Here is a 25,672-nt window from a genome sequence, read left to right as displayed (position 1 = left end):
CTAAATTAAAATATCACTTTTGCTGTAAATTAAATAGTTTAAAGCTGTAAATAAAATAGCATAAATAAATAAAACACCTAAACCATATAAAAGTAAATGTGAAGTTTGAGCAAGCATAAGTTGTATCCCATCCGTTTGTATCTTAGGAATTGAAATAAGCCATTGTAACTTAATTAAATTTGCATTATGCTTGTGTGTAAATATAACCATAATTGGTGAAAATATGAGGCCAACTACAATTATTCCTAGGTTGGCTCCAAAAGCTATAGTTATTGTTTTACTAATAGTACTTATAAAAAATATTAGGGAGCACATAGATGTTAACGTGAACAATTCTATCAAATAAGTTTTTATTGCATATATAATTACTTGATTTTGAGGTAAACTATGCTTAAAATAATTAAGTGATATATTTGACGTTCTTGGAAATGCAATAAATCCAATTAAATATGCTAGTAAAAAGTAAGTTGTTAAAAGTAAAAATAAAGTTGCAAGTAATACCAAAAATTTAGCGTAGAATAAGTGCAATTTTTTTATAGGCCTAAGAAGTACCATTCGTATAGAGCCATTTCTAAACTCGTCCGTTACGCATAATACAATTAGCATAATGAACAGTAAATCAAATAATAACATAGAATAATTTTGAAGAGCCACTATAGGAAATTTATAACTTTCCATAAATTCCGGGCTACTGGCATTTAAAACAGAATTAACTTTTAAGTAATGCTTTACAAGAGCTATTAGTATAATGGGAATTGATATAAAACAAATCCATGTAGTTTTCTTTATATATAATCTTTGCCATTCGCTTTTGAATAAATTAATCATGTTAAAAACCTCCATGCTTTTTAATTAGCAGTCATTAACTGCACAAAAACATCCTCTAAACTGCCCGTATCATCGAGTTTACTAAGCAGCTCCTTGGTTGCACCACTCCAAACTAATTTTCCTTCTTTTATTATTACTAGATTATTGCAAACCTTTTCTAACTCGCCTAAAAAGTGACTTGAAATAAAAAAGGTTATATTTTTTTCTTTGTTAAGCTTTAGAATTAAATTTCTTAATTCAATTATTCCTAGTGGATCCAATCCGTTAAGAGGCTCGTCTAAAAATATTATTTTGGGATTATTAAGTAAAGCTTGTGCTATACCAAGTCTCTGCTTCATTCCTAATGAGTACGTATTTATTTTATCTTTTTCTCTTCCAGAAAGTCCTACAATTTTGATTACTTCTTTAACTCTTTCCTTTCTTTGAGCATTATCCATTTCATTATTTAACATTGCTAAATTGAAAAGTGCTTTTTCCCCAGTTAAATATTCAAAAAATATTGGATTTTCAACTATTGCCCCCAAATGTTTTAAAGCTGTTTCCCTATCTTTTGTTACATCAGCATCATTTAATATAATGCTTCCTGAGGTTGGAGAAATAAGTCCAGTTAGAAGACGCAACGTAGTGGTTTTTCCAGCACCATTGGGTCCTATGAAGCCACAAATATCGCCAACGTTTACATGGAAGGTTATATTATCTATAACTGTTCTTTTACCTAAGCGTTTAGTTAAATTTTTTACTGATAAAATTTCACTTATCATACTTATACCTTCTTCCTTTTTAAATAGAATAGAGTTTTAAAATATTAATTAACAATTAATGAATATAATTGGTTATATTAATTATTATACCATAGAATACATAAAATTACATTGAATCCTATACATTTTGCAAAGCTCCAGAAAAGGGGCTGTCGCACAAAAATTATTTTATAAACAAATATTAAAAAATGCGAATCATTATCCAGAGTACAACTGACAGAGTACAGTGAATGATGATTTTCTTCCGCCTTGCTACAGAAAATCTTATAACTTATTTTTTGATTGCTTACGCAATCGCTATATTATCAATGTTGTTCAGCAAAGCTGACAACATATAAGTTTAAGATTTACCTGATGTAAGGAAAGGTAAATCATCCTTAACAGTCATCTCTACTCTGGTTTAATGGTTTGATAAACTATTTATATTACTTGCATCTAACGTATACAATTTTCTTAATACTTTCAACGGAAAGAAAAAATTCACTGGCTAGGTTTTCAATGCTATTGCCATCTTTATATTTATTACGTATAGTTTTATTTCTGTTTAAAATATATGCTCTGTTTCCGGAATTTTCTCCCCACTTTTTTCGTTTTTGTGGTTCAGATGGAATATATACGTACCCACCTTGAATATATTTTTGAATTTCTTTAACCAGTTCGGCTGGTAAAATAGTTTCGGCTTTTACATATCTCACAAGACTCAGCTCCTTAAGAATATTTCTAATTAAGGAAACAAAGCCTGTACATATATGCGGCGACGAATTTTTACTCTGTGCAAATGTCGCCATAAGTCATATCTACAGACTTTGCACAGAGTGTTTTTAGCTTCATTTTCATAATAAATACCTCCCAAGTAATATTTTATAAAATACTTATTTAATTATAGCATAAATAGCGAAATATTATGACAAAAGATGTATAATGGAAGGTAGAATGGAGGCGTTTTACATGACTATAAAAGAAAGAGTTGAAAAATTAAGAACTTTAATGAGAAAAAATAAAATAGATGCATATATAGTTCCAAGTTCTGATGCTCATTTAAGTGAGTATGTGGCAGATCACTATAAATGTAGACAATGGATATCAGGTTTTACAGGGTCAGCCGGTACAGCGGTTATTACTTTAGAAGATGCTGGGCTTTGGACAGATGGTAGATATTTTATACAGGCAGCAAAACAGCTTGAGGGTTCTGGAATTAAGTTGTTTAAAATGGGGGAACCAGAGGTCCCTACGTATACTGCATGGATAACTGAAATTTTAAAGGAAGAAAGCATTGTTGGTTTTGATGGAAGTGTTTTCTCAGCAGAAGCGGTTAAAAATATGAAAAAAGAGTTTAGCAATAAAAAACTAAGCTTAAATATAGAACACGATTTAATTGGTGAGCTTTGGGAAGACAGACCTAGCATACCTTCAGCTTCAATTTTTGTTCATGAAGTAAAATATGCTGGAAAATCTAGAACAGAAAAATTAAATGAAGTTAGAGAAGAAATGAAGGCTAAGGGTGCAAACTACTATTTATTAAGTTCATTAGATGATATTGCATGGCTTTTAAATATAAGAGGAAATGATGTTGCAAACAATCCAGTTGTAGTAGCAAATGTTATTGTTACAGAAGCTAAGACGGAGTTATTTATTGATTTAAATAAGGTTACACCAGAAATTAAAGCTGAGTTAAATGCTGAAAGTGTAGAAGTTAGAGAATACGGTGAAGTTAAAGAAGCATTAAGTGAAATTTCAAAGGATAAAGTTATTTTACTTGATGCTAATACTACTAATGCAGCTTTATATAATGCTATTGGTGCAGAGGTAAAAAAAGTAGAAGAACCTAATATAACTACTATTCTTAAAGGGATAAAAAATAAAGTTGAAATAGAAAATTTAAGGAACTGTCAAATTACTGATGGTGTAGCAATGGTTAAATTCTTAAAATGGTTAAAAACTTCTGTTGGAAAAGAAGATATAACAGAAATTTCAGCATCAGATAAATTAGAAGAACTAAGAAGACAAGGGAAACTTTGTGTAGGACTTAGTTTTGGTACAATTGCAGGATATAAGGAACATGCAGCAATGATGCATTATAGTGCAACTGAAAAAACTCAGTATACCTTAAAAAATGAAGGCTTTTTACTTGTAGATTCTGGTGGACAATATTATAATGGAACAACAGATATCACTAGAACTATAGTCTTGGGAAAACTTACTGAAGAAGAAAAAAGAGATTTTACTTTAGTTTTAAAAAGTAACATAGCACTAGATTCAGCAAAATTTCTTTATGGGATATCAGGTTATAGTATAGATGTGCTAGCAAGACAACCTATTTGGAAATATGGTTTAGATTATAAATGTGGAACAGGTCATGGTGTTGGATTTTTCTTAAATGTTCATGAAGGACCTCAAAGAATAAGTTGCAGCCATCGTAATGATGTAACTTTGGAAGAAGGTATGATTGTAACAGATGAGCCTGGAATTTATAAAGAAGGAAAACACGGAATTAGAACTGAAAATATGCTCATTGTTACAAAAGCGGAAAAAACAGAATTTGGTCAATTTATGGAGTTTGAAACATTAACATTTTGTCCTATAGACTTAGAAGGTATTGTTGTAGAAATGTTAACTGAAGATGAAAAACAGTGGTTAAATAATTATCATAAAATGGTTTATGAGAAACTTGCACCTCATTTGACTGAAGATGAAAAGACATGGCTAAAGGAGCAAACTAAAGAAATATAAAGTTTAGATATACTACCTAAAACATTGAAACTGCAAATATCAAGTTTATACTGATAAATTACAATTTATCCACTATCAACTATCAACTGCATTAAATTGTAATTTATCAGAGTACATTTGTTTGATATTTATGATTTTTATATTTAGATGGTATATTTTTAAATACCGCGTTAAGGAAGTATGATAGATATGAATATAGTGAATAAAAGCGATAAGAAAGAAATCATATTAAAACTTAAGAATAAGCTTAGCAATAATAACTTTAATTACTATTGGGAAGGTTTTAATAGTTTGCCAATAGCCATATATAATAAATTTGAAGTGTATTTGACTAATTTTGATGAATTGCCTAAGGATTATTATATTGAAGATGGTATTGCTATTGGAAAACGCACAAAGGATTTTAATGCAAACACTGTTATTAAGTTAAATGGTCAGTATGTGGGCATATGGGATCTTGATACTTTAAATGAAATGATAGATATAGATGAGTTGTATGCTGGAATGGTTCATGAAATGTTTCATGGGTATCAAATGGAAATGGATGATAAGAGATTTGCAAATGAAGCCATAAAGTTTATGTATAATTTTAATAATGAGTCTTTAGCTTTAAGAATAAAAGAAAGAGAGTACTTGCTTAAAGCGGCATTTGAAGAAGATGAAAATAAGAAACTAGAATATATAAATGAGTTTATTAATATAAGAGAACATAGGGAGACCATTACAGGTAAGAATATAAAGTATGAATATGGAATTGAATCTATAGAAGGTACTGCAACTTATGTTGAATATAAAGCACTGCAAAATGAAACTAAGCTACCTTGTAAATATCTAATTGCAAAATATGGTAAGGAGCTTATTGAAAATAATGAAATAGCAAAGTTTAGAGATTCTTGTTACCTTTCAGGAGTATTTATAGCTTTCATATTGGATGATATTTGTGAAAATTGGCAGGCAGATTATACTAGGTCAGGATTGTATTTGTATGATTATCTAAAAAAGCATGTGAAATGGACTCCTAAGGAAGTTAAACCAGAGATAAATGCATATGTAAATTGTATTATTACAAATTACAATGATTTGAGGGAAAAGGATTTAAAGGCGTTTTATATCAATGGTGGATTTCATATAGTTTTAGAAGGACAATTTGATATAAGCTGTTTTGATCCAATGAATATTACTAGTTTAGATGGCAAATTACTTCACAAGCATTTTGTTGGTTTAAATAATAAGTACTTTATAGAAAACAAAGTTGTTACAACGTATGAGGAGAATCCGTTTAATGCTACAAGTGTTGAGTTTTTTGTTCAAAATATGCCAAAAATAATCGAGGATGGTATATCTATTCAGGGGATTGGTGAACTAAAAGGTAAGGTGGCAAACAATAACAGAGACTATATTATAAGACTTAAGCAGCCATTTGTGAATATTTCGGTGAAAGGAAATACCTCTATATGATAAAAGAGCTAGAAGCAAAATCAATGCTATCAACTTGTAAAAAGCCATCAAGTTGGTTTGGTGTTAATTATTTGTTTAATATATATAGAGGCTGTCAGCATCAATGTATATATTGTGATTCAAGAAGTGAATGCTATAGAATTGAAGATTTTAATGATTTAATTGTTAAAACTAATGCACCAGATATTTTAAGAAAGCAGCTTAAAGCTAAAAGAAAAAAAGGTTTAGTTGGGACGGGAGCCATGGGTGATCCTTATACTATGGCAGAAAAGAAATATAATTTAACGCAAAAATGCCTTGAAGTAATTGCAGATTTAAATTACCCAGTACACATAGTTACTAAAAGTAATTTAATTTTACGAGATATAGAAATTCTTGAAGAGATAAATAAAATTTATGCCTCTGTAGCAATGACCATAACAACAACAGACGATGAGTTATCAAAAAAAGTTGAACCTTATGCACCAGTTTCAACAGATAGATTTAAGGCATTAGGGGTGCTTTCAACCATTGGAATTTGCACAAGTATAACTATGATGCCAATTTTGCCATTTATAGAAGACAGCAAGGAAAATATAATCGATATAGTTAATAAAGCAAGCTATTATGGGGTTAAGCATATTGTCCCTTGGATTGGAATGTCGCTTAGGGATAGGCAGCGAGCGTATTACTATAATAAATTAGATAGCTTATTTCCAGGCACTCGTGAAAAATATGAAAAGAAATACGGTGAAAGATACAGCTGTGATGCTAATAATTCGAGGAAGCTTTACAGCATTTTAAGTGAAGCTTGTGATAGATATGGTATTTCGCTTAAGATGCCTACATATGAAAATAAAATAAGTTCGTATCAGTTAAGTTTGTTTGATAAGTAAATATTTTAGAATATTCAATATAAACCATAATGCTATTTTATTAGTATTATGGTTTATATAATTTTTAAGGGTTTTTATATATTTACTATTGACTTAAAGTGCACTTTAAGTGATAAGATGACCTTGTTGGGTAATTAGGTATTAAGCTACTAAAAGTTTTAAAATTGTTTGACAGGGCAATTTAAATTTTTTAGTTAACACTGGTTCATCCATAAAAGCAAATTTGCAAATAATGGCTAGCCTTTTAGGGGGATTATTTAATGATTGAATTGGAAATAAGTGAAGTTTCAAAGATAGTAAAATTAAAGCCTCATACACTTAGATATTATGAAAGTATAGGTTTAATTAAAGATATAAAAAGAAATGCTTCAGGAAAAAGAGTATATACGGAAGAGGATTTAAAATGGCTTCAAGTAATAAATAGACTTAGGACAACTGGAATGAATATAAATATGATGAAGGAATATGCTAGGTTACGACACATTGGAGATTCAACTGTATCTGAAAGAAAAAAGATAATGGAGGAACATTTAAAATCTATAGAAAATGAAATAGAGAGATTGATAGAAGCTAAGAATTATGTTGAAAGAAAAGTTGAAATTTATAGTGAAATGGAGGAAAAGTTAAATGGAAAAGGAAAGTAGATTAGAAAGAGGATATAAAAAAATGCTTGAAATTGATGGTGAAGCAGGCAAAAAAGTTGGGAGCAGTTTGAATGATATATCACCAGAGCTTGTTAAGTATATGATTGAATATTCTTTTGGAGATATATATTCTAGAGATGTGCTAGACTTAAAATCAAAGGAAATAGGTGTTGTTGCTGCTTTAACAGCATTAGGAAATGCGGAGCCACAATTAAAAGTTCATATTAATGGTGCTTTGAATGTTGGATGTACAATTAATGATGTAAAAGAAATAATACTTCAAATGACAGCTTATTCAGGATTCCCAACAGCTATAAATGCTATGAATGCCTTGAAAGAAGTAATTAAAGAACGTGAAGACATGGGAATAAAAGATATAGCTGGAGAAGATTCTACAAGAGAAGTGCTGCCGAATGAAAGATATGAGGTTGGTGTGCGTGAGCTTGCAGAATTAGATAGTAATCAGTTAGAAAACTTAAAAAGTGCCTATGATGAGTTCTCGCCAGACTTGGTTAAGTTTATAGTGAATGGGCAGGCAGATATTTATGCAAGAAATAATCTAAATAAAAGATATAGAGAAATTGCTACAATTTCAGCTTTAGCTGCATTAGGAAATGCAGAGCCACAACTAAGGTTCCATATTAATGCAGGACTTAATGTTGGTTTAACAGCTGATGAAGTTAAAGAAATAATGCTTCTAATAACTATTTATGCTGGATTCCCATGTGCAATCAATGGAACTAATGTGCTTAAGGAAGTACTAGCATCTCGAGTTTGTTTATAAATTAAATAGGAGGTTGCGCTAGTAGAGGGAATAATGTTATTCTTAAATTATAATAAAGATTGAAAGGGGAAGTAGGTATGATACCAACTAATTGTTAATATTAATTAATTTAAAATTAATATGGATTTTCATATTGAGTGTTAAAAGCCTAATTTTATATAGGTTTATTTTAGTATACTCTTTATGAGATAAAGCATTTAGAAGGTAGCTTGCTTTCGGAAAATTATATTTGCGTACATTCAGTTTAGCAAATTATAATAGCTATAGAGTGAAATATGTACTAAAATACCAATTATAGTTGGATTAGTTTCACTGTATATAGTATTTTTCAGGCTGTAAGAAGAACTTGTCTTCTTACAGTTTTTTTTATTTAGGCTATGTTTTAAATAAGTGTTGATTTTCACACTTATTTAAAATATAGCTTCGTTTAGTAAGTTTAGCTATTTTTAAAAGAATGTTGATGTGATGTGTTGGCTTTTACGGACTCTTAGGATTGCTCGTTTATAATTTGCGTAATTTTGACTAGGACGGTCAAAGCCATTTATGCATCAGGACGATGCATATAAATGGGTAGCAAATTATAAACGAGCAATTCTTAGTGTCCATTAATGTTATAAGCTCATATCAACATTCTTTTAAAACATAGCCTTTATTTATATAGGTTTTGAGATGATAATTCGTATTGAGATGTAAAAATACATGATTTTCACTATTTTCACGAATTAGGTCTTGAATAAAACTATATAAAATGGGCCTTCTTGCTTGTTCATAAAGTGTAAAGAAAGAAGGAGTTTTTATGTTTGAATTAACAGTAAATAGTATAAAAAAATATATGGAAGGCAGCCTTATTCTAAAAAATATAAGCTTTGAGGTTTATTCAGGAGAAAAGGTTGGTATAGTAGGTGCCAATGGAAGCGGAAAGAGTACAATTCTTAAATTAATAGCTGGAGTATTACCTTTTAATTATTGGCCAGGATACCCAGAGGCTTCAAGTCCAGGTTACGACGAAGGGTGGATTGTGAAACCTAAAGAGGCTACTTGTGCTTACCTTGAGCAAATACCAGAGTATAAAGATGGCCTAAAGGTTATTGATATTTTAAAATTAGCTTTTGAGGACATTTACTATATAGAAAATGAAATGCATAAATTAGAAGAAAAAATGAAGCTTTTAGAAGAGGGTGCTTTAGAAAAGGCGTTGAAACAGTACAGTGACTTAGTTCAAATATATGAGGCTAAGGGTGGATACGAGGCAGAAGAAAAATTGAGTAAGATCTGCACAGGACTAAAACTTTCTTCTGATTTTTTAAATAAAGATTTTAGTTTATTAAGTGGTGGGGAAAAAACTACAGTTCTTCTAGGTAGGCTGCTAATTGATGATCCGGATATACTTTTACTTGATGAGCCTACAAATCATTTGGATATGGATTCCATTGAATGGCTTGAAGGGTATCTTAAAAGCTATAAAGGAATTGTTATTGTTGTATCCCATGATAGATATTTTTTAGATAATGTAGTGTCAAAAATTATTGAGATAGAAGATAAGAAGTGCATAAGTTACAAAGGAAACTACTCTGCATATATTTATCAAAAAGAAGAAAATTTAAGAATACAATATGAGAACTTCATGGAGCAGCAAAAGAAAATTAATACCATGAAAAATACTATAAAGAATCTTCGAGATTGGGCAATGAGAGCTGACAATAGCAAATTTTTCAAAAGGGCCGCAAGTATACAGATAAAGCTTGATAAGATGGAGAAAATAACGAAGCCTACTTTTGAAAAAAGCAATATGAAACTAGATTTAAAAGCAGCACAAAGATCAGGTAATGATACAATTAAGGTAATAGGGCTTTCCAAACGTTTTGAAGATAAGGTTATTTTTAAAGACTCAGATTTGCTAGTGAAATTTGGAGAAAGAGTTGCATTAATTGGTCCAAACGGCAGTGGGAAGACCACGTTTTTAAAACTTCTTTTAGGAGAAGAAAAACCAGATGCTGGTCTAGTAGAACTTGGAGCCAGTGTAATTGCAGCGTATTTACCACAAAAAATTACCTTTAAAAATGAGGAACTTACGGTTATTGAATGTTTTAGAGAGGATATTTCTATAGTTGAGGGAAAAGCAAGGGAATACCTGTCAAAGTTTATGTTTTACGGAGGAAGTGTATTTAAAAAGGTTAGGCAGTTATCAGGAGGAGAAAAAATTAGGCTTAAGCTTAGTAAATTACTATATGAAAATGTTAATTTATTGATATTAGATGAACCTACTAATCACCTTGATATAGAATCTATTGAAACCTTTGAAGAAGCTTTAAAAGAGTTTGATGGCACTATATTTTTTATCTCACATGACAGATATTTTATAAACAAAATTGGTGAAAGGATTATTGCTCTCGAGGATAGGAAGTTTAAAAGTTATGATGGTAACTATGATTATTATAAAAAAATAAAGGAAGATTTAAAGCTCCAGCCTGCTAAAAAACCTGCGGTAAAGCAGAAAAAAATCAAAGAGCAGAAAAATACTGATAAAATTCAAAATAATGAGTTAAAAACAGCTAAGGCTATAAAGAGTATTGAGAATCTTGAAAATGAGATAAAAGAGCTGGATTCAGCTATGACAGAAGATGGGTTAAGCTATGAAAAGCTAAATGAGTTGTATAATAGGAAATGTGAATTGAATAAAGAACTAGATTTAGCTATGGAGTTATGGCTTAGTTTAAATAGTTAAAAGTTTGATTGTTGCACTTATCTAAAATATAGCCAACTAAGAGTATTCTAACATCTTGGTTGGCTTATTTTAATTAGGAACTAAAGATTAATAGTCTTGTTATCACCATTCATAGAGCAAATTGTTGCTACGGCATTCTCAAGATAGAAAATTTCAAAGATATTATCATCGACAGAGTACATATTTTTAAGCATAGGCATTGTATCTAATGCTTTAGATTTAGCATCTTTTGTAGTACAGAACACAGCTTTTCCGCTTAGGCGTATCCATCTAAAATCTTTAGTTGTTGCACAAATTTCAATATTTGGATTTGCAGTTAGCTGTGCATAAACTGGTTTTTTATTGCTTGTACCAAAACAAAGCTTTCCATTATAGTCCATTACAAAGCTAAATGGACGTACCCTTGGCTGATTTTCATCAATTGTGGAAACAAAGAATACCCCACACTCATTAAGAAAATTTAATACTTCATTCATAGCGAACCTCCGTAAATAATTGAATTTTTAATTGACTATAGTATAATTATAAGTGGAAATAACAAAATAACAAGTATGCAGTTTTTTATTACTTAGTAAGTTTTTTATGAGTATTGGAGAGTTAATTTATGAAAGATTTGATAATTTTTTCGAAGGAAGATGTTTTTTGCCCTGTTGCTTATTCTTTAAAGGCTATGGAAGGAAAATGGAAGATGCCTATACTTTGGGTACTTTCTCAAAATGGTACACTTAGGTTTAACGAATTAAAAAAAAGCATAGAAGGAATAACAAATATGATGTTAACAAGCTCACTTAAAGAGCTTGAAAGTGATGGAATTATTAATAGAGTGCAGTACAATGAAATACCACCACATGTTGATTATTCATTATCAGAAATTGGGAAAAAGCTTTTGCCAGTTCTTGATGAATTGGCAAAATGGGGAACAGAATTGATGCAGAGAAAATTGGATTTATAATAATGTATTTTAATAATGAAGGATGAAGTTCTCCTTCTTATTTTGTTTCAACAAGAGTTAAGATAATAAAGCCCATGGATATAATGATACGCATTTAGGAATAATTAAATTAAAATAGTTGACAAACTCAAAAATAGATGATAACATACAGTTGACGTTAACGTTAAATAGAGGTGTAAATCATATGAGTTATAAAATAGGTGAAATTGCTAAACTTACAAATTTAACAACAAGAACAATCAGATACTATGAAGAAATTGGATTATTAGGAGATAGAAATAATAGGCCTACAGGGCAACTTCGAGTGTTTGAAAATGGAGATATTAAGCGTTTAAAAAAGATTCAGCTACTAAAAGATTTAGGACTTACTTTGGATGAGATTAGTCAAGTTATAGATTTGTATTTTACAGATGGGAGACTTTTAGATGGAAAACGTCAGGTAATACAAATTCTAAAAGCTCATATTGCAAGGGCTGAAGAGAAAATAGATGAGTTAAATACGTTTAAAATAGATTGCGAAAAAAGTATTTGTAAGATAGAAGCAATTATTAAAAATAATGAAAGTAAACTTGAAAAATAAGTAACAGGTATAAACCTGTACTTTTTTACCCCAAACTTAACGTTTACGTTAAAGTTCAAAAATTAACAATTGGAGGCTTGTAATTTATGTACCAAAATGCAGATATAGATATAACGAAAAAATTTGAATTAAGTCATTTTTTAATAGTATTAATGTCAATTGCTTGTGCTGCTAGTGCAGCTAACTTATATTACTCTCAACCTTTACTAGAACAGATTTCTAGATTCTTCAATGTATCATCGTCTATAATTGGAATTTCAGCTATGCTCATTCAAATTGGTTATGCAATAGGATTGGTTTTCTTAGTTCCGCTTGGAGATATTAAAGAACGTAGACGCTTAATAATGATAATGTTATTTTGTTCTGCGATAGCTTTATTTTCTATATCACTTTCTTTTAATATATGGTGGTTCATATTGGGTTCCCTACTAGTTGGATTAACTTCGATTACTCCAATGTTGATTGTACCGTTAGCTGCACATTTAGCAAAGCCAGCAGAAAGGGGTAAGGTAATAGGAAGTGTAATGAGTGGACTATTAATTGGGATATTATTATCACGTGTCTTTAGCGGAATTATAGGATCGATTTTAGGATGGCAAATAGTTTATCGTATAGCTGCTGTAATGATGATTTTGCTAATTTTCGTATTCAAATTATGTCTTCCAGAATCTGTTCCAGATTCCTCAATGAGTTATAAAAAGTTACTTAAATCATTAGTGGAATTGTTTAAAAATCAACCAGTTTTAATAGAAGCCTCATTAATTGGTGCAATGATGTTTGGAACATTCAGTATATTTTGGACAGCATTATCATTCTTACTTAAATCCCCAGTTTACAATTTGGGAGCCCAAGCTGCTGGAATGTTTGGGTTAGTTGGTATTGTGGGAGCTTTGGCAGCTTCTGCAGTAGGACGAATTGCAGACAAAAGAAGCCCTAGATTCACTTTAACAATAGCCATTACATTTTCATTCTTGTCATATATTTGTTTCTTAATTTTTGGATATAAAATGTGGGGACTTATAGTTGGAGTAATACTATTAGATTTAGGTATTCAATCTGGACAAGTTTCAAATCAAACTAGTATAAACACTTTAGATGCTGTAGCTCGTAGTCGTAATAATGCGGTATATATGACATTTTACTTCTTGGGTGGGGCGTTAGGTTCATGGTTAGGAACATTTTTTTGGGGGTTGTTTGGGTGGATCGGAGTATGTAGTATCGGAATAACTTTTCAGATAGTTGCAGCAACAATACATATTTGTGGTATAAAACGTAGATAAAAGGGGTTGTTGCACTAACAAATTATATTGTAGAATAAAAAGATATATTAAATTGGCTATGTTTTAAATAAGTGTGAAAATCAAATATACAGTTGAGGTGATATTATGTTTTTTAATTACATAGCAGGTATTCAGGAAGTAGATAAAGAAAAAGTTAAAATTAATCATAGAGATGCTGTAAGAGCAGTAATTTTGAGTGGCAATGACATTCTTATGGTTCATAATAATAAGGGGGATTATAAATTTCCTGGTGGTGGAGCAAATAATGGAGAGAGCCATAATCAAACATTAATAAGAGAAGTTAGAGAAGAAGCAGGGTATATAGTTAGTGACGTAAAGGATAAAATAGGTGTTTTTACTGAAAGAAAGTTTGATGACAAGGATGAAAATTCTATCTTTGAAATGACTTCTTATTATTATGAGTGTGAAATATCAAAGGATAAGACCATACAACAATTAGATGATTATGAGGAGCAACTAGATTTTAAACCTGTCTGGATTTCATTAGATGAAGCAATCCGTTTAAATGAAGAAATTCTTAGAAATAAAAATGACATAAATAGCTGGGTATATAGGGAAACTAGTGCGTTAATTGCAATAAGAGTGGCATTTAAGGAGAAGGTGGCATTCCACCACCCACTTACTCTACAAACAGATTGAAAGTTCTAAGGATTTTTTTTAATTAGAATCAAGATTTATAAAAGCTTATTTAAACTTGTTCCTTCAATAGCATCATTTCCATGAAGTCGAAAAGCAACATAGGGACATGTATTACTTGGGTAATGCTTAAATTTTTTGAAGGCGAAATTTTTCAGTTTTTTCTTTGAATAACTTTAATGCACCCCAAGTTGAATTGTCATTTAGTTTAGAAATAATTTGGTCAGCACATACTTCTGTTGAGTTTATAGAAGTATCAACTTCTAAGTCATATATAACAGAATTATCCATATTACCTAATTGCCATTCCGATTGGCCTATACTTCTATCGCCTCTTTTTATTTCTCGTCGTCTCAGTTCATCTAAGCCGCAATTTACCTTGACAAAAAGAACATTTGAGTTTTGCAGAATAACTGAATATTCATATAGCCAATCATTTTTATCTGGCAAATCTAAAACAACATCATCTACTATAACGTTATGACCTTTTTCACTAAACAACAATATTGTTTCATGCATAATTCCTTGGGTTATCAATAACTGATTATCAAAATCCCTAGTTAGTATATGCTTTGGTGTCATATTCATAAAGTCATCACAACATATATGATAATAAGGTGTATCTAACTTTCTTTGTATGGCTTTAGTAAGTGTTGATTTTCCAGCACTTGAGACTCCGTTTAGTAATATAATAGTTCCTTTTTTCATTTTTTATATCTCCTCTCAATTATGGAGATATAGTAAATTTTCTATACCTCCGTGTTATTTTCTAGCGAAGGTATTAATCCAATTATTCATCCCAATGATCTCCTTTTATTGCTTTGCAGATTTTTCAAAAATTATAACGTAGATGTTATAGGTTAGTTATTTACTATTTTGTACATCTATTTACAATTATGAATTGTGAATATTATACCATATATTTGTATTATACATAATTACTAAAAGGATATTATCTTGAGATTATCTCATGAGGTACAGTAAAACTACTATTTGTTAAGTATACTTCACGTATTTTATTAAAATTTGCATCTACGTTAGTTGTGAGTTCTGCTATTTTATCTAAGAGTGTCAATTCATCATTGGTTAATTAGCTATCTTTTGCTCTTGATAATACTTTATTTGGCGGAAAAAATATATCCTGTTTTGCACAAATTATTAATAGAGATGATTTGAGCCTACTCATTTCACTTTTCTTAAATTCTCTTGGACTTCGTAATTCCATTCTATATGCAGTTAATATAAGGTTAAAAAATTCATACCAAATTTCATCTTCTTATAATCAATTTGTAATCATTCTAAAGCCTTATCATAAAAATCAAATATTTTTTTCTCACTTGTCTGATTTATTGTTTATCAGAGTTCTTGTACATTTTCTTAAATTCTACATACCCATGTTTTCTAAGTTTGCAGGCAGGGCATTCTCCGCAGCCATTCCCCTTAATTCCATTGTAACAAGTCAAGGTCTCATTTTTAACGATATCAAGAACCCCTAAATCATCTGCTAGCTTCCAAGTTTCAGCTTTATTAATCCACATAAGAGGAGTTTCTATAACAAATTGATAATTCATAGCTAAATTTAAAGTTACATTTAAAGATTTTATGAAAACATCTCTACAATCAGGATATCCACTAAAGTCGCTTTGAGAAACTCCTGTGATTATAGTGCTTATGCCTCTTTGTTTTGCAAAAATAGCAACAAAAGTTAGAAAAAGAAGGTTTCTTCCATCTACAAAAGTATTAGGTGTTCCTTCTGCTGGAGCATTTTTGTCAACGACTATATCTGTTCTAGTAAGAGAATTTGGCGCTAATTGGTTTAAAAGATTTAAGTCTAAAATATGATGCTCTACTCCGTGTTTTTTACAGATTTCAGCTGCACATTCAAGTTCTAATTTATGTTTTTGATTATAGTTAAAGGATACAGCAATAACTTCTTTGTACCTTTTTTTTGCCCAAAATAAACATGTTGTACTATCTTGTCCGCCGCTGAATACTACTACTGCCTTGTCTTTGTTGATTGTTAATTCCATTTATATACTTCCTTCCTTTTTTCAGAGTACGGAGTACAGAGTACAAAGTACAGTGAAGGATGATTTTCTTCCGCTTTGCTACGGAAAATCTTAAAACTTATTTTTGAGTGCCTATGTAATGCTATCATATATGGTGTTCAGCAAAGCTGACAACATTTAAGTTTAAGATTTACCTGACGTAAGAAAAGGTAAATCCACCTTCATTGTACTCTGTCATCTGTACTCTGTACTCTGATTTATTTGGCTTGCAATAAATTTAAATTGTGGTTAAATATTTTTAGTGCAACAGCCACAATTTTTATTGCGAATTAGTGTAATAATGCCATAAGTTTATTTACAAGAGAATCATCTGTTTTAAATTTTCCTCTAAGTGTCATGGTTGTAGTTTTTGTTCCTGCTTTTCTTATTCCTCTTGAGGTCATGCAGCCGTGTTCGCCTTCTATGATTACAGCAATGTCTTTTGACGAAGTTACCTTTTGCATTATTTCAGCTATATCTTTTCCTATTCTTTCTTGGAGTTGAAGGCGCCTTGAAACCATGTCTGCAATTCTAGCAATTTTACTGAGACCAATAAGTTTTTTATTTGGAATATAAGCTACAGCAACCTTCATATTATACATAAGTGTCATATGATGTTCACAGTGACTAAATATTTCAATATCTTTAACAAGAACTATATCACTTTCGTTTTCAGAATCACTAAGATCTTCTTCAAAAGTCTTATTGAACATGTCTGCAATTTCATCGTTAGAGTATTCCATGCCTTTAAATACTTCTTCGTACATTTTAGCAACTCTCTTTGGGGTATCCTTAAGACCTTCGCGGTCAGGGTTGTCACCAAGAGCTATGAGAATTCCTTTGATATGTTCTTCAATTGCTTTTGTATCAATAGCCATAATTATTAAACTCCTCTCTTATTTGGATTCCATATGACTTTATGAATTTGTATTTGAAAAGTAATATCATTTAGCCTGTTAGTTTTCATAAATTCAACAATTATTTCCGGAGAAATTTTTCCAAAAACGGGACTTAAATATACATTTGTTTTTTCAATAAGTTTATATTTGTAAATAATTTCTTTTGCTCTTTCAAGATCGTTTAAGGAACTTACAACAAATTTTACAACATCGTTTTTACCAAGATAGTTGAAATTTGAAGTTAACATGAAATTTTCCATACCGCTCCCTTGAAGTTTATAGTCCATTGTGAAGCTTGGTGGGTTTTTATCTATTAAAAATTTACTTAAGTCTATGCTTCCGTTAGTTTCTATTTCTACATATATATTATTATCCGTAGATAAGATTTTTAGCAGATCAAATATTCCCTTTTGAAGTAAAGGTTCTCCACCAGTTAAAGTTACATTTTTAATTCCAGTTTCTTTTATATAAGAATATATATTATATTCAGTCATTAATTCATATTTAACTTCTTGCTTATTTGCCCATTTTGTATCACAATAATCGCAATTTAAATTGCAACCGGCAAATCGTATAAATGTAGCTAGTTTTCCAGAAAGACGTCCTTCTCCATTTATACTTATAAATTTTTCTACAACTTTAAAATTCATTATTTTAATCCTCCATATAAGTTGCACTATTATTAGGCGTTTCATAAACCGTAACTTTTCTTGGGCAGTAACCAAGCTCTTTTACTTTACTAAAAAAGAATTTAGAGAAGTTTTCTGCGGTAGGTCTAAAATTAAGAGTTATAATTTTAAAACCATCTTCCATAAGACATTTAAGCGTTAGAGCTCTTAAACTATCTTTTTCAATTATAAGTGAATGATCATAAAAATCTATCATTTTTTTTAAGTCCTTTTTTAACACACCAAAGTCTTCAACCATACCATCAAGTTGTCCACCATTAATTAGGTTAGCAGCCTGTACTTCTACTTCTATTTTCCACCGGTGACCATGAATGTTGCTGCATTTTCCATCATAACCTTTTAGAAAATGTGAGCTATCAAAACTATGTTCAATTTTTAAAATATACATTATTTAACCTCCTGATTTTAGCAATAAAAAAAAGGGCATCTGCCCTAAAACTAAAACCATCTAATTAAATAAAGATAAACCACATTGAAACTTCAAATTTATTTGTACCAAAATGCCGTATTCTTGGCATTATGGTGCACATGAATTTTGGTTTATCTATATAGCGAAACCACTTAAAAGCTTTAGATTGAAAAAAATATTTTTGGAAAAACTTATTTATGAATAGAAAGTTTAAGCTTAGTGGTAGTTTTACTATATATTTAGTTAGCCCTGGTTTTGTTTATAGACAGGATGGATTTCGAACTGTCTCAGGCAAATATATGAATTAAATTACATTAATACTTAATTGCCTTGTTATATATTCAAGAAGTATTTTAAACTTAATTGATAACTCAGTCAAGCATGTAAGTGAAAATGGAAAAATTTTTATGGAAGTTTAAAAAAATACTGTTATAATGTATTTAAGCATCTTAAATTATGAGGAGAGATAAACATGATGTATTTCTTTATATTTTTAGTAGGATTTTTAAGTGTATTTACTATTACGCCTCTTATGAAAAAAATGGCCTTTAAAATAAATTTTGTCGATTTGCCTACAAAGAGAAAGAAACATGTGAAGCCAATGCCGCTCCTTGGTGGAATAGGGATATTCATAGGATTTGTTATAGGATATATTGCGTTTATAAGGCCGTTTAATAAAAAGTTTTTTTATGTTTTAATTGCAGCCATAATGGTAATTGTAATAGGTTTAGTAGATGATTGGTATAAAACAAAAAGCCGTGAATTTGGTATAGTACCACGACTTGTAGTGCAGATAGCAGCGGCGACTCTAGTTTATAAGGCTGGAATTGTATTTTCTGGATATAACAATCCATTTACTCATACATATGTAGTACTTCCTCAAGTTTTTAGATATTTACTTAGTGTAATTTGGATTGTAGGGGTAACTACAGTTATTAATTGGTGCGATGGAATGGATGGGCTTGCAGGTAGTTTGTCAGTTATTTCTGGTATTACTCTTTTTATTGTGGCAATGGTAAAAGGGCAGTCAGGTTCGGCAGCAATGTCTATACTGCTTGTAGGAGTTGTCCTTGGCTTTTTAAGATATAATAAGCATCCAGCACAAATTTTTATCGGTGATTCTGGAGCAAACTTTTTAGGATTTATGCTCTCAATAATTGCATTGGATGGTGCATTCAAACAAACAACAGTAATATCAATATTTATTCCAATTTTGGCACTTGGCGTTCCTATATTTGACAGTATATTTGTTATACTTAAAAGATTTATAGAGGGTAAACCTATTTATAAAGCAGATAGAAGCCAAATGCATTATAGACTTGAATCAAAGGGAATGAATGAAGTTCAAGTTGTAAGTTTCATATGTCTTATAAGTACATGTTTGTGTTTATTTTCTATAATACTGCTATTACTTAGAATATAGGTGTTATGAAAGGAAGCTTTAGATATGGTTGATGTGTGTCTTCTTGGATGTGGAGGAAGTCTTCCAACGCCAGAAAGAGGCTTAACTTCACTTTTAGTATCATATAATGGCAGAAAAATATTGATTGATTGCGGAGAAGGAAACCAAGTTTCAATGAAGATGGTTGGCTGGGGTTTCAAAAATATAGATGTAATATGTTTTACTCATTATCATGCTGACCACGTAATGGGTCTTACTGGTTTGTTGCTTACAATTGCAAATTCAGGAAGAGAGCTGCCACTTACAATAATAGGTCCTAATGGGTTAAAAGAAGTTTTTTCTGGACTTACAGTAATTGCACCAATTCTTCCTTATGAAGTTAAACTTGTAGAATTTGACTGCATTGATAATGATAATTTTGAAGATAAAGTTTTTACAATAAATGATGTAATAATAAATGCACTTCCAGTTAATCATAGTACATATTGCTTGGCTTATTCATTAAATTTCAATAGAAAAAAGCGGTTTAATCCGGAGAAAGCTATAGAGAATAATGTTCCTAAGAAGCTATGGAGTGTACTTCAAAATGGAAATATTGTTAGTTTAGAAGGTAAAACGTATACACCTGAAATGGTACTTGGTCAAGACAGAAGAGGAATTAAAGTTTCGTATTGTACAGATACAAGACCTACAGGGAAACTTCCTATTTTTGTATCGGAGTCTGATTTATTTATATGTGAAGGAATGTATGGGGAAGATGATAAATATAATAAGGCGGTTGAAAATAGGCATATGCTTTTTTCGGAAGCAGCTCAAATAGCAAAAGCGGCTAATGTAGATGAACTTTGGCTTACACATTTAAGTCCATCATTAAGTGATCCTGAGAGGTATTTGGAAAATGCAGTTAACATTTTTAAAAATACACATTTAGGTATAGATAGAAAATTTAAAAGTATAAATTTTAAAACATAGTCTAAATAAATTAATCTATAAAAAAAAGGCTGATAAAACTCAGCCTTTTAGATATTTAGATGATTTTGTTAAAAATCACCACAGTTTAAGAAAACTTGATATCTTCTTAAATTTATTTGCTTAATTTCAATTCTTCCATGCAGCTCTTACATATGTTTTTGCCTTTGTAATTAACTACATCCTTTGCGTCTCCGCAAAATATGCAAGCAGGTTCATATTTTTTCAATATGATTTGTTCACCATCAACATAGATTTCTAAAGGATCTTTTTCTGCTATTTCGAATGTTCTTCTAAGCTCCATAGGAATTACGATTCTGCCAAGTTCATCTACTTTTCTAACTACACCTGTTGATTTCATTTTTTTACCCCTTTCATACTACAAAATTCGACTCTTTGCACTTAATCATAGCAAACTTTACATTATAAGTCAATAATATTTTTCAACATAGTTTAATAAAAATAGATATTTATTAATAATATAGTACACATATGTATATATGTTATTATAATCAATGTTTATAATTGTATATAGATGAATTTAATGGTATAATATAGACAAAATGATTGATAATTCTTAAGATTTTGAATTAGTGAAATAATGTCTGCTTGTTGAAATCGTTTAAAGATAAACCACTGTGAAACTTGAAATTCATTTGTACCAAAATGCCGTTTTCTAGGCATTATGGTGCACATCAATTTCAATAGTTGGTATATCTATATAATGTAGACAAGCTGGGAAATTGAAATTGCTAATGATAAACTCATTCTATTAAATTACAATTTGTCGAGGAGAAGCCAAAGTACAAAGTACAGAGTACAAAGTACAATAAAGGATGATTTTTCTCCGTTAGCACTACGAAAAATCTGAAAACTTATTTTTTTATTGCTGCGCAATCGTGCCATCGATGGCACTCAGCGAAGCTGATACCATTTAAGTTTAAGATTTGCCTGAGTAAAACGAAAGGTAAATCATCCTTCTTTGTACTCTGTACTTTGTACTTTGTACTCTGTTCGATAAATTGTAATTTATCTTTATATTTATAAAAAATAAAAAAAATTTTAAAATAACTATTGCAAATGGATAATTACTATTGTATAATAATAATTGTCAAAGGCAAATAAATTTAAAATTAATATAGAAGATTAAAGGGAGGAAATTAAAAATGAAAAAATTTAAATGTGTTGTTTGTGGTTATATCTATACAGGGGATGAAGCACCAGAAAAGTGTCCAGTATGTGGTGCAGGAAAAGATAAATTTGTAGAAGTTACAGAAGAAAAAGAAGGCTGGGCAGACGAACACAAAATAGGTGTTGCTGCAGGCGTTGATAAAGAAGTATTAGAAGGATTAAGAGCTAATTTTACTGGAGAGTGTACAGAAGTTGGTATGTATTTAGCAATGTCAAGACAGGCTGATAGAGAAGGCTTCCCAGAAATTGCAGAAGCTTATAAGAGAATTGCATTTGAAGAAGCAGAACATGCTGCTAAGTTTGCAGAACTTCTAGGAGAAGTTGTTTTCCCAGATACTAAGAAGAATCTTCAATTAAGAGTAGATGCAGAAAAAGGTGCTTGTGAAGGAAAGAAAGAATTAGCTACACTTGCAAAGAAACTTAATTATGATGCAATCCATGATACAGTACATGAAATGTGCAAAGATGAAGCAAGACACGGTTCGGCATTTACAGGATTATTAAACAGATATTTCAAATAAAGGCAACTTTATTTAAAAGCGAGCATATTAGGGTGGTTTTATATCGCCTTGATATGCTCGCTTTTTTGTGGTGATGAACTGGAAAATAGTTTAGGTATAATTTTTAAACATTGCGAACCTTTTTTCAAAGTACAAAGTATAAAGTACAAAGAAGGAAGATTTACCTTTCCTTACGTCAGGCAAATCTTAAACTTAAATGTTGTCAGCTTCGCTGAGCAACATCAATATTGCGATTGCGTAAGCAATCAAAATAAGTTTTAAGATTTTCTTTAGCAAAGCGGAAAGAAAATCATCCTTCTTTGTACTCTGTACTTTATACTTTGTACTTTGGTTTAGTTAGTTCGCAATAATTTAAGATTGTAAATAAGTATTTTTGTAATGCCCCAAGTAATTATAGAAAAATAAAAATAGTTACGATAATAAAAATATAAGATTTTAACTTGAGTCTTTATGAAATATAATCTAAAATTTAAATTAAGTGTTTAATTAGTAGACTTTATTATGGAGATGATGAAATGTTAAGAAAAGGTCCCACAGTAGTAAGCAGCAAAATATTAATGGTATTTTTCACGGCATTAATTGTTATTGTATTCATGTTTATTCCGACAAATTTTGTACAAGCAGCTACACAAACTCAATATAAGGGGGTAGATATAAGTAATTGGGCTGGAGTTGTAGATATTAATAAGGTAAAAAATGCTGGATACAGCTTTGTAATTTCTAAAATAACAGAAGGTACCACTTATGTTGATCCATATGGTAAACAAAATATAGCAAATACAAAGAGTAATGGACTTATTGCTGGGGCGTACCATTTTGCGAGATTCACGGATAAGGCAGGAGCAATTCAAGAAGCTAACTTTTTTAAACAAAATTGCCCAGCAAATGTGGATTTTGTAGTACTGGATTTTGAACAGCAGTGCAGTGGAGATATGACGGATGCATGTTTGGCATTTTTAGATAGTGTATCGTCAATAGCACCAGCTATTATATATTGTAATCCTAGCTACATAAATAGTTATTTAAATTCTAAAATAACAAAATATCCCTTGTGGATAGCTAATTATGGAGTGCAAAGTCCTAAAACTCCTCTATGGGGAACTTATGCTATATGGCAGTATGATGAAAATGGGCAAGTACCTGGTATAAATGGAGCAGTTGATATGGATATAAGCGGTCCAGCATTTGCTACAATATTAGGTAAAAAAGTTGATTGTGAGCCTGAGATTAATTTGGGAATAAGCGATGGACAGACGTATTCAAGTAATTCATTGGATTTAAAAGGCTGGGCGCTTAATACCTCAGGAGTGAAAAATGTAGATATATATGTTGATGGAAAATTTGTTAAATCGGTTGACAGCAATTTACCAACACCAGATTTAGCAAATCAATACTCTCAATATTCAAATGCTGCAAATAGTGGATTTGATTATATAGCCAATTTAAGTGAGGGAGCGCATAAAATAAAAGTATTTGCTGCGGGAAATGACGGCAGTAATTGCTATAAGGAAGTAAATGTGAACGTAAATACGGGTATAAGCTCACAAGCTAATATTATAGCTTCAAAAACAGATGTGGACACTACAAAAACTTGGAGTATAAAATTTAATTCAAAAGTAGATGCATCAACTGTAAATTCTAAGACTATATTGGTTTATGATAACAATAATAATATAGTCAATGTTGGTATATCATATGATGAAAATACTAATGAAGTTATAGTTAGTCCGCCTAGTTCAGGGTATGAAAATGGCGAAAAATACACTATAGAAGTAACAAATGGAGTTAAATCAGATAGTGGCAAAGCGTTAAAGGCTTTAACTATTATGAATTTTACAACCAAGGCTTCCAATATTCCAAGTCCTCAAACAAATTATACTATAACTATAGATGCGGCACACGGTGGAGATGATTCGGGGGCTACTGGTCAAAGCGGTACTGTTGCAAAAAATATAAACTTAGATATTGCACTTGAAGTTGGAAATATATTAAAGCAACATAATGTAAATGTGATTTATACAAGAACTACAGATCAAACAGAGGATTCTCAAACAAGATGCAATGTAGCAAATACCGCGAATTCAAATTTATTTGTATCAATTGACGTAAATAGTTATACAGCAAACAATGCATATGGAACTGAAACTTATTATTATCCAGGCAGCTCAAATGGACAGGCACTCGCAAATTCTATTCAAAATGAGCTAGTTAATGATTTAGGTACATATAACAGGGGCGTAAAAACTGGAACTTATACAGTACTTCAAAATACAAATGCACCAGCTGTAGTTACGGATGTTGCATTTATAACTAATGATAAAGAAGAACAGGAGCTGAATGATGCATCATTTAGAGATAAAGCAGCTGAGGCCATTGCTGATGGAATATTAAAATATTTAGGGTCGAATTAAAACATGCGAAAAATTTTATAACTTATTATTTTTAAGATTTTCTGCTGAAGCAGAAAATCATCCTTAAACCACTGTAAATGAGAAGTAAGAGTGTTTTGAAACAATTTAAATAAAAGCTTATAAATCTTAGAGAAATATTCTTAAAAGACTTAGAACTTTCAATTTGTTTGAACGTTAGTGAGTTATTGAAAGTTCTTAGGATTTTAAGAATATTTCTCTTAGATTTATTGCTTTTATTTAATGTTTCAGAACACTTTTACTTCTCATCCTTACATTTGTCGCTTTTTCATAAATATAAAAAAATAATTTACATAAGCTATTAAGGTAGTTAGTGTGGCGGAGTATAATAAAATTATGCCCAAAACTTTACTAAAAACAATAAATAATATAGAAATATAAAATAGAAATGTAGAGGCTTTACCAAATATATTAGCAGGTATAATTATATTTTGTTGATAAAGAAGTATTCCAGTTAGTATCATTGATAACTCTTTAATTAATAATATTATTATGATAAACATGGGTATATAATTTTTTAAAGTAAAACAACTTAATACAGTAATTAGCATAAGTTTATCTGCTAATGGATCAAGAACAGTTCCAATTTTAGTTACCATATTAAAATTTCTAGCTATATATCCATCAAGTATATCTGTAAAACCAGCAGCGAAGAAAATAATTACAGAAAGATATAGGCTGTTTGAAGAATTGGAAAAAAACACAAATATAAAATATGGAATTAAGATGAATCTAAAAATAGTAAGAACATTAGCTATATTCATAATCGACACCTCTAGTTTATCTGTATGTCTATATTATTTACATTTATTAAATAAAATATTAAGGATTAGATTCATTA

At 30.5% G+C, this 25,672-nt stretch carries 25 protein-coding genes; 14 read left to right on the top strand and 11 right to left on the bottom strand.

Annotated features, from left to right (window positions below):
* From CUEA01_RS02225 to CUEA01_RS02215, 3 genes are all read right to left on the bottom strand, one after another.
* Nucleotides 1–828: an ABC transporter permease gene (locus CUEA01_RS02225; protein WP_234117500.1), complete on the bottom strand. Its 828-nt coding sequence runs from the start codon at nucleotides 826–828 to the stop codon at nucleotides 1–3.
* Nucleotides 829–848: 20 nt separating this feature from the next.
* The gene (locus CUEA01_RS02220; protein WP_234122107.1) at nucleotides 849–1,586 is read right to left on the bottom strand and encodes an ABC transporter ATP-binding protein; all 738 of its coding nucleotides are present in this window, start codon (nucleotides 1,584–1,586) and stop codon (nucleotides 849–851) included.
* A 428-nt stretch (nucleotides 1,587–2,014) separates the two neighbouring features.
* Nucleotides 2,015–2,377, bottom strand: a complete 363-nt coding sequence (locus CUEA01_RS02215; RefSeq protein WP_329603960.1) for a CD3324 family protein — start codon at nucleotides 2,375–2,377, stop codon at nucleotides 2,015–2,017.
* A gap of 160 nt (nucleotides 2,378–2,537) precedes the next feature.
* Here CUEA01_RS02215 and CUEA01_RS02210 point away from each other — a divergent pair, with 160 nt between their 5' ends.
* The 6 genes from CUEA01_RS02210 (at nucleotide 2,538) to abc-f (ending at nucleotide 10,805) form a co-directional block, all read left to right on the top strand.
* The gene (locus tag CUEA01_RS02210; protein ID WP_234117498.1) at nucleotides 2,538–4,319 is read left to right on the top strand and encodes an aminopeptidase P family protein; all 1,782 of its coding nucleotides are present in this window, start codon (nucleotides 2,538–2,540) and stop codon (nucleotides 4,317–4,319) included.
* Nucleotides 4,320–4,508: 189 nt separating this feature from the next.
* On the top strand, nucleotides 4,509–5,777 hold the full coding sequence (locus tag CUEA01_RS02205; RefSeq protein ID WP_234117497.1) for a hypothetical protein: 1,269 nt from the start codon (nucleotides 4,509–4,511) through the stop codon (nucleotides 5,775–5,777).
* Nucleotides 5,774–6,652 (top strand): SPL family radical SAM protein, encoded by an 879-nt coding sequence (locus CUEA01_RS02200; RefSeq protein ID WP_234117496.1) that lies wholly within the window; start codon nucleotides 5,774–5,776, stop codon nucleotides 6,650–6,652. Before CUEA01_RS02205 ends, CUEA01_RS02200 begins: the two co-directional genes overlap by 4 nt.
* A gap of 260 nt (nucleotides 6,653–6,912) precedes the next feature.
* Nucleotides 6,913–7,296 (top strand): MerR family transcriptional regulator, encoded by a 384-nt coding sequence (locus CUEA01_RS02195; RefSeq protein WP_234117495.1) that lies wholly within the window; start codon nucleotides 6,913–6,915, stop codon nucleotides 7,294–7,296.
* On the top strand, nucleotides 7,280–8,080 hold the full coding sequence (locus tag CUEA01_RS02190) for a carboxymuconolactone decarboxylase family protein (protein ID WP_234117494.1): 801 nt from the start codon (nucleotides 7,280–7,282) through the stop codon (nucleotides 8,078–8,080). Before CUEA01_RS02195 ends, CUEA01_RS02190 begins: the two co-directional genes overlap by 17 nt.
* Before the next feature lie 796 nt (nucleotides 8,081–8,876).
* Entirely contained in the window at nucleotides 8,877–10,805 is a 1,929-nt protein-coding gene (gene abc-f / locus CUEA01_RS02185) for a ribosomal protection-like ABC-F family protein (protein ID WP_234117493.1), read from the top strand.
* Nucleotides 10,806–10,885: 80 nt separating this feature from the next.
* Here the strand turns inward: abc-f and CUEA01_RS02180 are convergent, their stop codons facing one another.
* Nucleotides 10,886–11,281 (bottom strand): pyridoxamine 5'-phosphate oxidase family protein, encoded by a 396-nt coding sequence (locus CUEA01_RS02180; RefSeq protein ID WP_234117492.1) that lies wholly within the window; start codon nucleotides 11,279–11,281, stop codon nucleotides 10,886–10,888.
* Between the two features lie 128 nt (nucleotides 11,282–11,409).
* Here CUEA01_RS02180 and CUEA01_RS02175 point away from each other — a divergent pair, with 128 nt between their 5' ends.
* The 4 genes from CUEA01_RS02175 (at nucleotide 11,410) to CUEA01_RS02160 (ending at nucleotide 14,277) form a co-directional block, all read left to right on the top strand.
* On the top strand, nucleotides 11,410–11,757 hold the full coding sequence (locus CUEA01_RS02175) for a winged helix-turn-helix transcriptional regulator (RefSeq protein WP_234117491.1): 348 nt from the start codon (nucleotides 11,410–11,412) through the stop codon (nucleotides 11,755–11,757).
* Nucleotides 11,758–11,941: 184 nt separating this feature from the next.
* A complete protein-coding gene (locus tag CUEA01_RS02170; protein ID WP_234117490.1) occupies nucleotides 11,942–12,337 on the top strand; it encodes a helix-turn-helix domain-containing protein in 396 nt (131 codons plus the stop codon).
* Nucleotides 12,338–12,423: 86 nt separating this feature from the next.
* A complete protein-coding gene (locus tag CUEA01_RS02165) occupies nucleotides 12,424–13,617 on the top strand; it encodes an MFS transporter (RefSeq protein WP_234117489.1) in 1,194 nt (397 codons plus the stop codon).
* A 105-nt stretch (nucleotides 13,618–13,722) separates the two neighbouring features.
* On the top strand, nucleotides 13,723–14,277 hold the full coding sequence (locus CUEA01_RS02160) for an NUDIX hydrolase (protein ID WP_234117488.1): 555 nt from the start codon (nucleotides 13,723–13,725) through the stop codon (nucleotides 14,275–14,277).
* A 126-nt stretch (nucleotides 14,278–14,403) separates the two neighbouring features.
* On the opposite strand, the gene CUEA01_RS02155 is transcribed toward CUEA01_RS02160, so the two are convergent.
* The 5 genes from CUEA01_RS02155 to queD form a co-directional block, all read right to left on the bottom strand.
* Complete coding sequence (locus tag CUEA01_RS02155) at nucleotides 14,404–14,982, bottom strand: chloramphenicol phosphotransferase CPT family protein (protein WP_234117487.1); 579 nt, start codon at nucleotides 14,980–14,982, stop codon at nucleotides 14,404–14,406.
* Between the two features lie 638 nt (nucleotides 14,983–15,620).
* Nucleotides 15,621–16,304 (bottom strand): 7-cyano-7-deazaguanine synthase QueC, encoded by a 684-nt coding sequence (gene queC, locus CUEA01_RS02150; RefSeq protein WP_234117486.1) that lies wholly within the window; start codon nucleotides 16,302–16,304, stop codon nucleotides 15,621–15,623.
* 308 nt (nucleotides 16,305–16,612) lie between these two features.
* Nucleotides 16,613–17,200: a GTP cyclohydrolase I FolE gene (gene folE / locus CUEA01_RS02145; RefSeq protein ID WP_234117485.1), complete on the bottom strand. Its 588-nt coding sequence runs from the start codon at nucleotides 17,198–17,200 to the stop codon at nucleotides 16,613–16,615.
* 5 nt (nucleotides 17,201–17,205) lie between these two features.
* A complete protein-coding gene (gene queE, locus CUEA01_RS02140) occupies nucleotides 17,206–17,871 on the bottom strand; it encodes a putative 7-carboxy-7-deazaguanine synthase QueE (RefSeq protein WP_234117484.1) in 666 nt (221 codons plus the stop codon).
* A 4-nt stretch (nucleotides 17,872–17,875) separates the two neighbouring features.
* Entirely contained in the window at nucleotides 17,876–18,298 is a 423-nt protein-coding gene (gene queD, locus CUEA01_RS02135) for a 6-carboxytetrahydropterin synthase QueD (protein ID WP_234117483.1), read from the bottom strand.
* Nucleotides 18,299–18,791: 493 nt separating this feature from the next.
* Between queD and CUEA01_RS02130 the strand changes: the two genes are divergently transcribed.
* Together CUEA01_RS02130 and CUEA01_RS02125 are read left to right on the top strand one after the other, a co-directional pair.
* On the top strand, nucleotides 18,792–19,742 hold the full coding sequence (locus CUEA01_RS02130; RefSeq protein ID WP_234117482.1) for an MraY family glycosyltransferase: 951 nt from the start codon (nucleotides 18,792–18,794) through the stop codon (nucleotides 19,740–19,742).
* A 24-nt stretch (nucleotides 19,743–19,766) separates the two neighbouring features.
* Nucleotides 19,767–20,693, top strand: a complete 927-nt coding sequence (locus CUEA01_RS02125) for a ribonuclease Z (protein ID WP_234117481.1) — start codon at nucleotides 19,767–19,769, stop codon at nucleotides 20,691–20,693.
* 112 nt (nucleotides 20,694–20,805) lie between these two features.
* Here CUEA01_RS02125 and CUEA01_RS02120 read toward each other — a convergent pair whose 3' ends face one another.
* Nucleotides 20,806–21,051, bottom strand: coding sequence for an AbrB/MazE/SpoVT family DNA-binding domain-containing protein (locus CUEA01_RS02120; protein WP_234117480.1), 246 nt, complete (start codon nucleotides 21,049–21,051; stop codon nucleotides 20,806–20,808).
* An 805-nt stretch (nucleotides 21,052–21,856) separates the two neighbouring features.
* On the opposite strand from CUEA01_RS02120, the gene CUEA01_RS02115 reads away from it, so the two are divergent.
* Together CUEA01_RS02115 and CUEA01_RS02110 are read left to right on the top strand one after the other, a co-directional pair.
* On the top strand, nucleotides 21,857–22,402 hold the full coding sequence (locus tag CUEA01_RS02115) for an NADH peroxidase (protein ID WP_234117479.1): 546 nt from the start codon (nucleotides 21,857–21,859) through the stop codon (nucleotides 22,400–22,402).
* 515 nt (nucleotides 22,403–22,917) lie between these two features.
* On the top strand, nucleotides 22,918–24,813 hold the full coding sequence (locus CUEA01_RS02110) for an N-acetylmuramoyl-L-alanine amidase (protein ID WP_234117478.1): 1,896 nt from the start codon (nucleotides 22,918–22,920) through the stop codon (nucleotides 24,811–24,813).
* 269 nt (nucleotides 24,814–25,082) lie between these two features.
* Here CUEA01_RS02110 and pgsA read toward each other — a convergent pair whose 3' ends face one another.
* Entirely contained in the window at nucleotides 25,083–25,595 is a 513-nt protein-coding gene (gene pgsA / locus CUEA01_RS02105; RefSeq protein ID WP_234117477.1) for a CDP-diacylglycerol--glycerol-3-phosphate 3-phosphatidyltransferase, read from the bottom strand.
* Nucleotides 25,596–25,672 lie beyond the last annotated feature (77 nt).

This window comes from Clostridium hydrogenum (genome assembly GCF_021432385.1).
Classification (GTDB): domain Bacteria; phylum Bacillota; class Clostridia; order Clostridiales; family Clostridiaceae; genus Clostridium_S; species Clostridium_S hydrogenum.
This window is presented reverse-complemented; position numbering and strand designations above follow the sequence as displayed.

What these genes read in the sequence shown, in the direction of transcription:
- CUEA01_RS02225 (WP_234117500.1), bottom strand. Translation starts at nt 828, where the DNA reads ATGATTAATTTATTCAAAAGCGAATGGCAAAGATTATATATAAAGAAA.
- CUEA01_RS02215 (WP_329603960.1), bottom strand. Translation starts at nt 2,377, where the DNA reads ATGGCGACATTTGCACAGAGTAAAAATTCGTCGCCGCATATATGTACA.
- CUEA01_RS02210 (WP_234117498.1), top strand. Translation starts at nt 2,538, where the DNA reads ATGACTATAAAAGAAAGAGTTGAAAAATTAAGAACTTTAATGAGAAAA.
- CUEA01_RS02205 (WP_234117497.1), top strand. Translation starts at nt 4,509, where the DNA reads ATGAATATAGTGAATAAAAGCGATAAGAAAGAAATCATATTAAAACTT.
- CUEA01_RS02200 (WP_234117496.1), top strand. Translation starts at nt 5,774, where the DNA reads ATGATAAAAGAGCTAGAAGCAAAATCAATGCTATCAACTTGTAAAAAG.
- CUEA01_RS02195 (WP_234117495.1), top strand. Translation starts at nt 6,913, where the DNA reads ATGATTGAATTGGAAATAAGTGAAGTTTCAAAGATAGTAAAATTAAAG.
- CUEA01_RS02190 (WP_234117494.1), top strand. Translation starts at nt 7,280, where the DNA reads ATGGAAAAGGAAAGTAGATTAGAAAGAGGATATAAAAAAATGCTTGAA.
- abc-f (WP_234117493.1), top strand. Translation starts at nt 8,877, where the DNA reads ATGTTTGAATTAACAGTAAATAGTATAAAAAAATATATGGAAGGCAGC.
- CUEA01_RS02180 (WP_234117492.1), bottom strand. Translation starts at nt 11,281, where the DNA reads ATGAATGAAGTATTAAATTTTCTTAATGAGTGTGGGGTATTCTTTGTT.
- CUEA01_RS02175 (WP_234117491.1), top strand. Translation starts at nt 11,410, where the DNA reads ATGAAAGATTTGATAATTTTTTCGAAGGAAGATGTTTTTTGCCCTGTT.
- CUEA01_RS02170 (WP_234117490.1), top strand. Translation starts at nt 11,942, where the DNA reads ATGAGTTATAAAATAGGTGAAATTGCTAAACTTACAAATTTAACAACA.
- CUEA01_RS02165 (WP_234117489.1), top strand. Translation starts at nt 12,424, where the DNA reads ATGTACCAAAATGCAGATATAGATATAACGAAAAAATTTGAATTAAGT.
- CUEA01_RS02160 (WP_234117488.1), top strand. Translation starts at nt 13,723, where the DNA reads ATGTTTTTTAATTACATAGCAGGTATTCAGGAAGTAGATAAAGAAAAA.
- CUEA01_RS02155 (WP_234117487.1), bottom strand. Translation starts at nt 14,982, where the DNA reads ATGAAAAAAGGAACTATTATATTACTAAACGGAGTCTCAAGTGCTGGA.
- queC (WP_234117486.1), bottom strand. Translation starts at nt 16,304, where the DNA reads ATGGAATTAACAATCAACAAAGACAAGGCAGTAGTAGTATTCAGCGGC.
- folE (WP_234117485.1), bottom strand. Translation starts at nt 17,200, where the DNA reads ATGGCTATTGATACAAAAGCAATTGAAGAACATATCAAAGGAATTCTC.
- queE (WP_234117484.1), bottom strand. Translation starts at nt 17,871, where the DNA reads ATGAATTTTAAAGTTGTAGAAAAATTTATAAGTATAAATGGAGAAGGA.
- queD (WP_234117483.1), bottom strand. Translation starts at nt 18,298, where the DNA reads ATGTATATTTTAAAAATTGAACATAGTTTTGATAGCTCACATTTTCTA.
- CUEA01_RS02130 (WP_234117482.1), top strand. Translation starts at nt 18,792, where the DNA reads ATGATGTATTTCTTTATATTTTTAGTAGGATTTTTAAGTGTATTTACT.
- CUEA01_RS02125 (WP_234117481.1), top strand. Translation starts at nt 19,767, where the DNA reads ATGGTTGATGTGTGTCTTCTTGGATGTGGAGGAAGTCTTCCAACGCCA.
- CUEA01_RS02120 (WP_234117480.1), bottom strand. Translation starts at nt 21,051, where the DNA reads ATGAAATCAACAGGTGTAGTTAGAAAAGTAGATGAACTTGGCAGAATC.
- CUEA01_RS02115 (WP_234117479.1), top strand. Translation starts at nt 21,857, where the DNA reads ATGAAAAAATTTAAATGTGTTGTTTGTGGTTATATCTATACAGGGGAT.
- CUEA01_RS02110 (WP_234117478.1), top strand. Translation starts at nt 22,918, where the DNA reads ATGTTAAGAAAAGGTCCCACAGTAGTAAGCAGCAAAATATTAATGGTA.
- pgsA (WP_234117477.1), bottom strand. Translation starts at nt 25,595, where the DNA reads ATGAATATAGCTAATGTTCTTACTATTTTTAGATTCATCTTAATTCCA.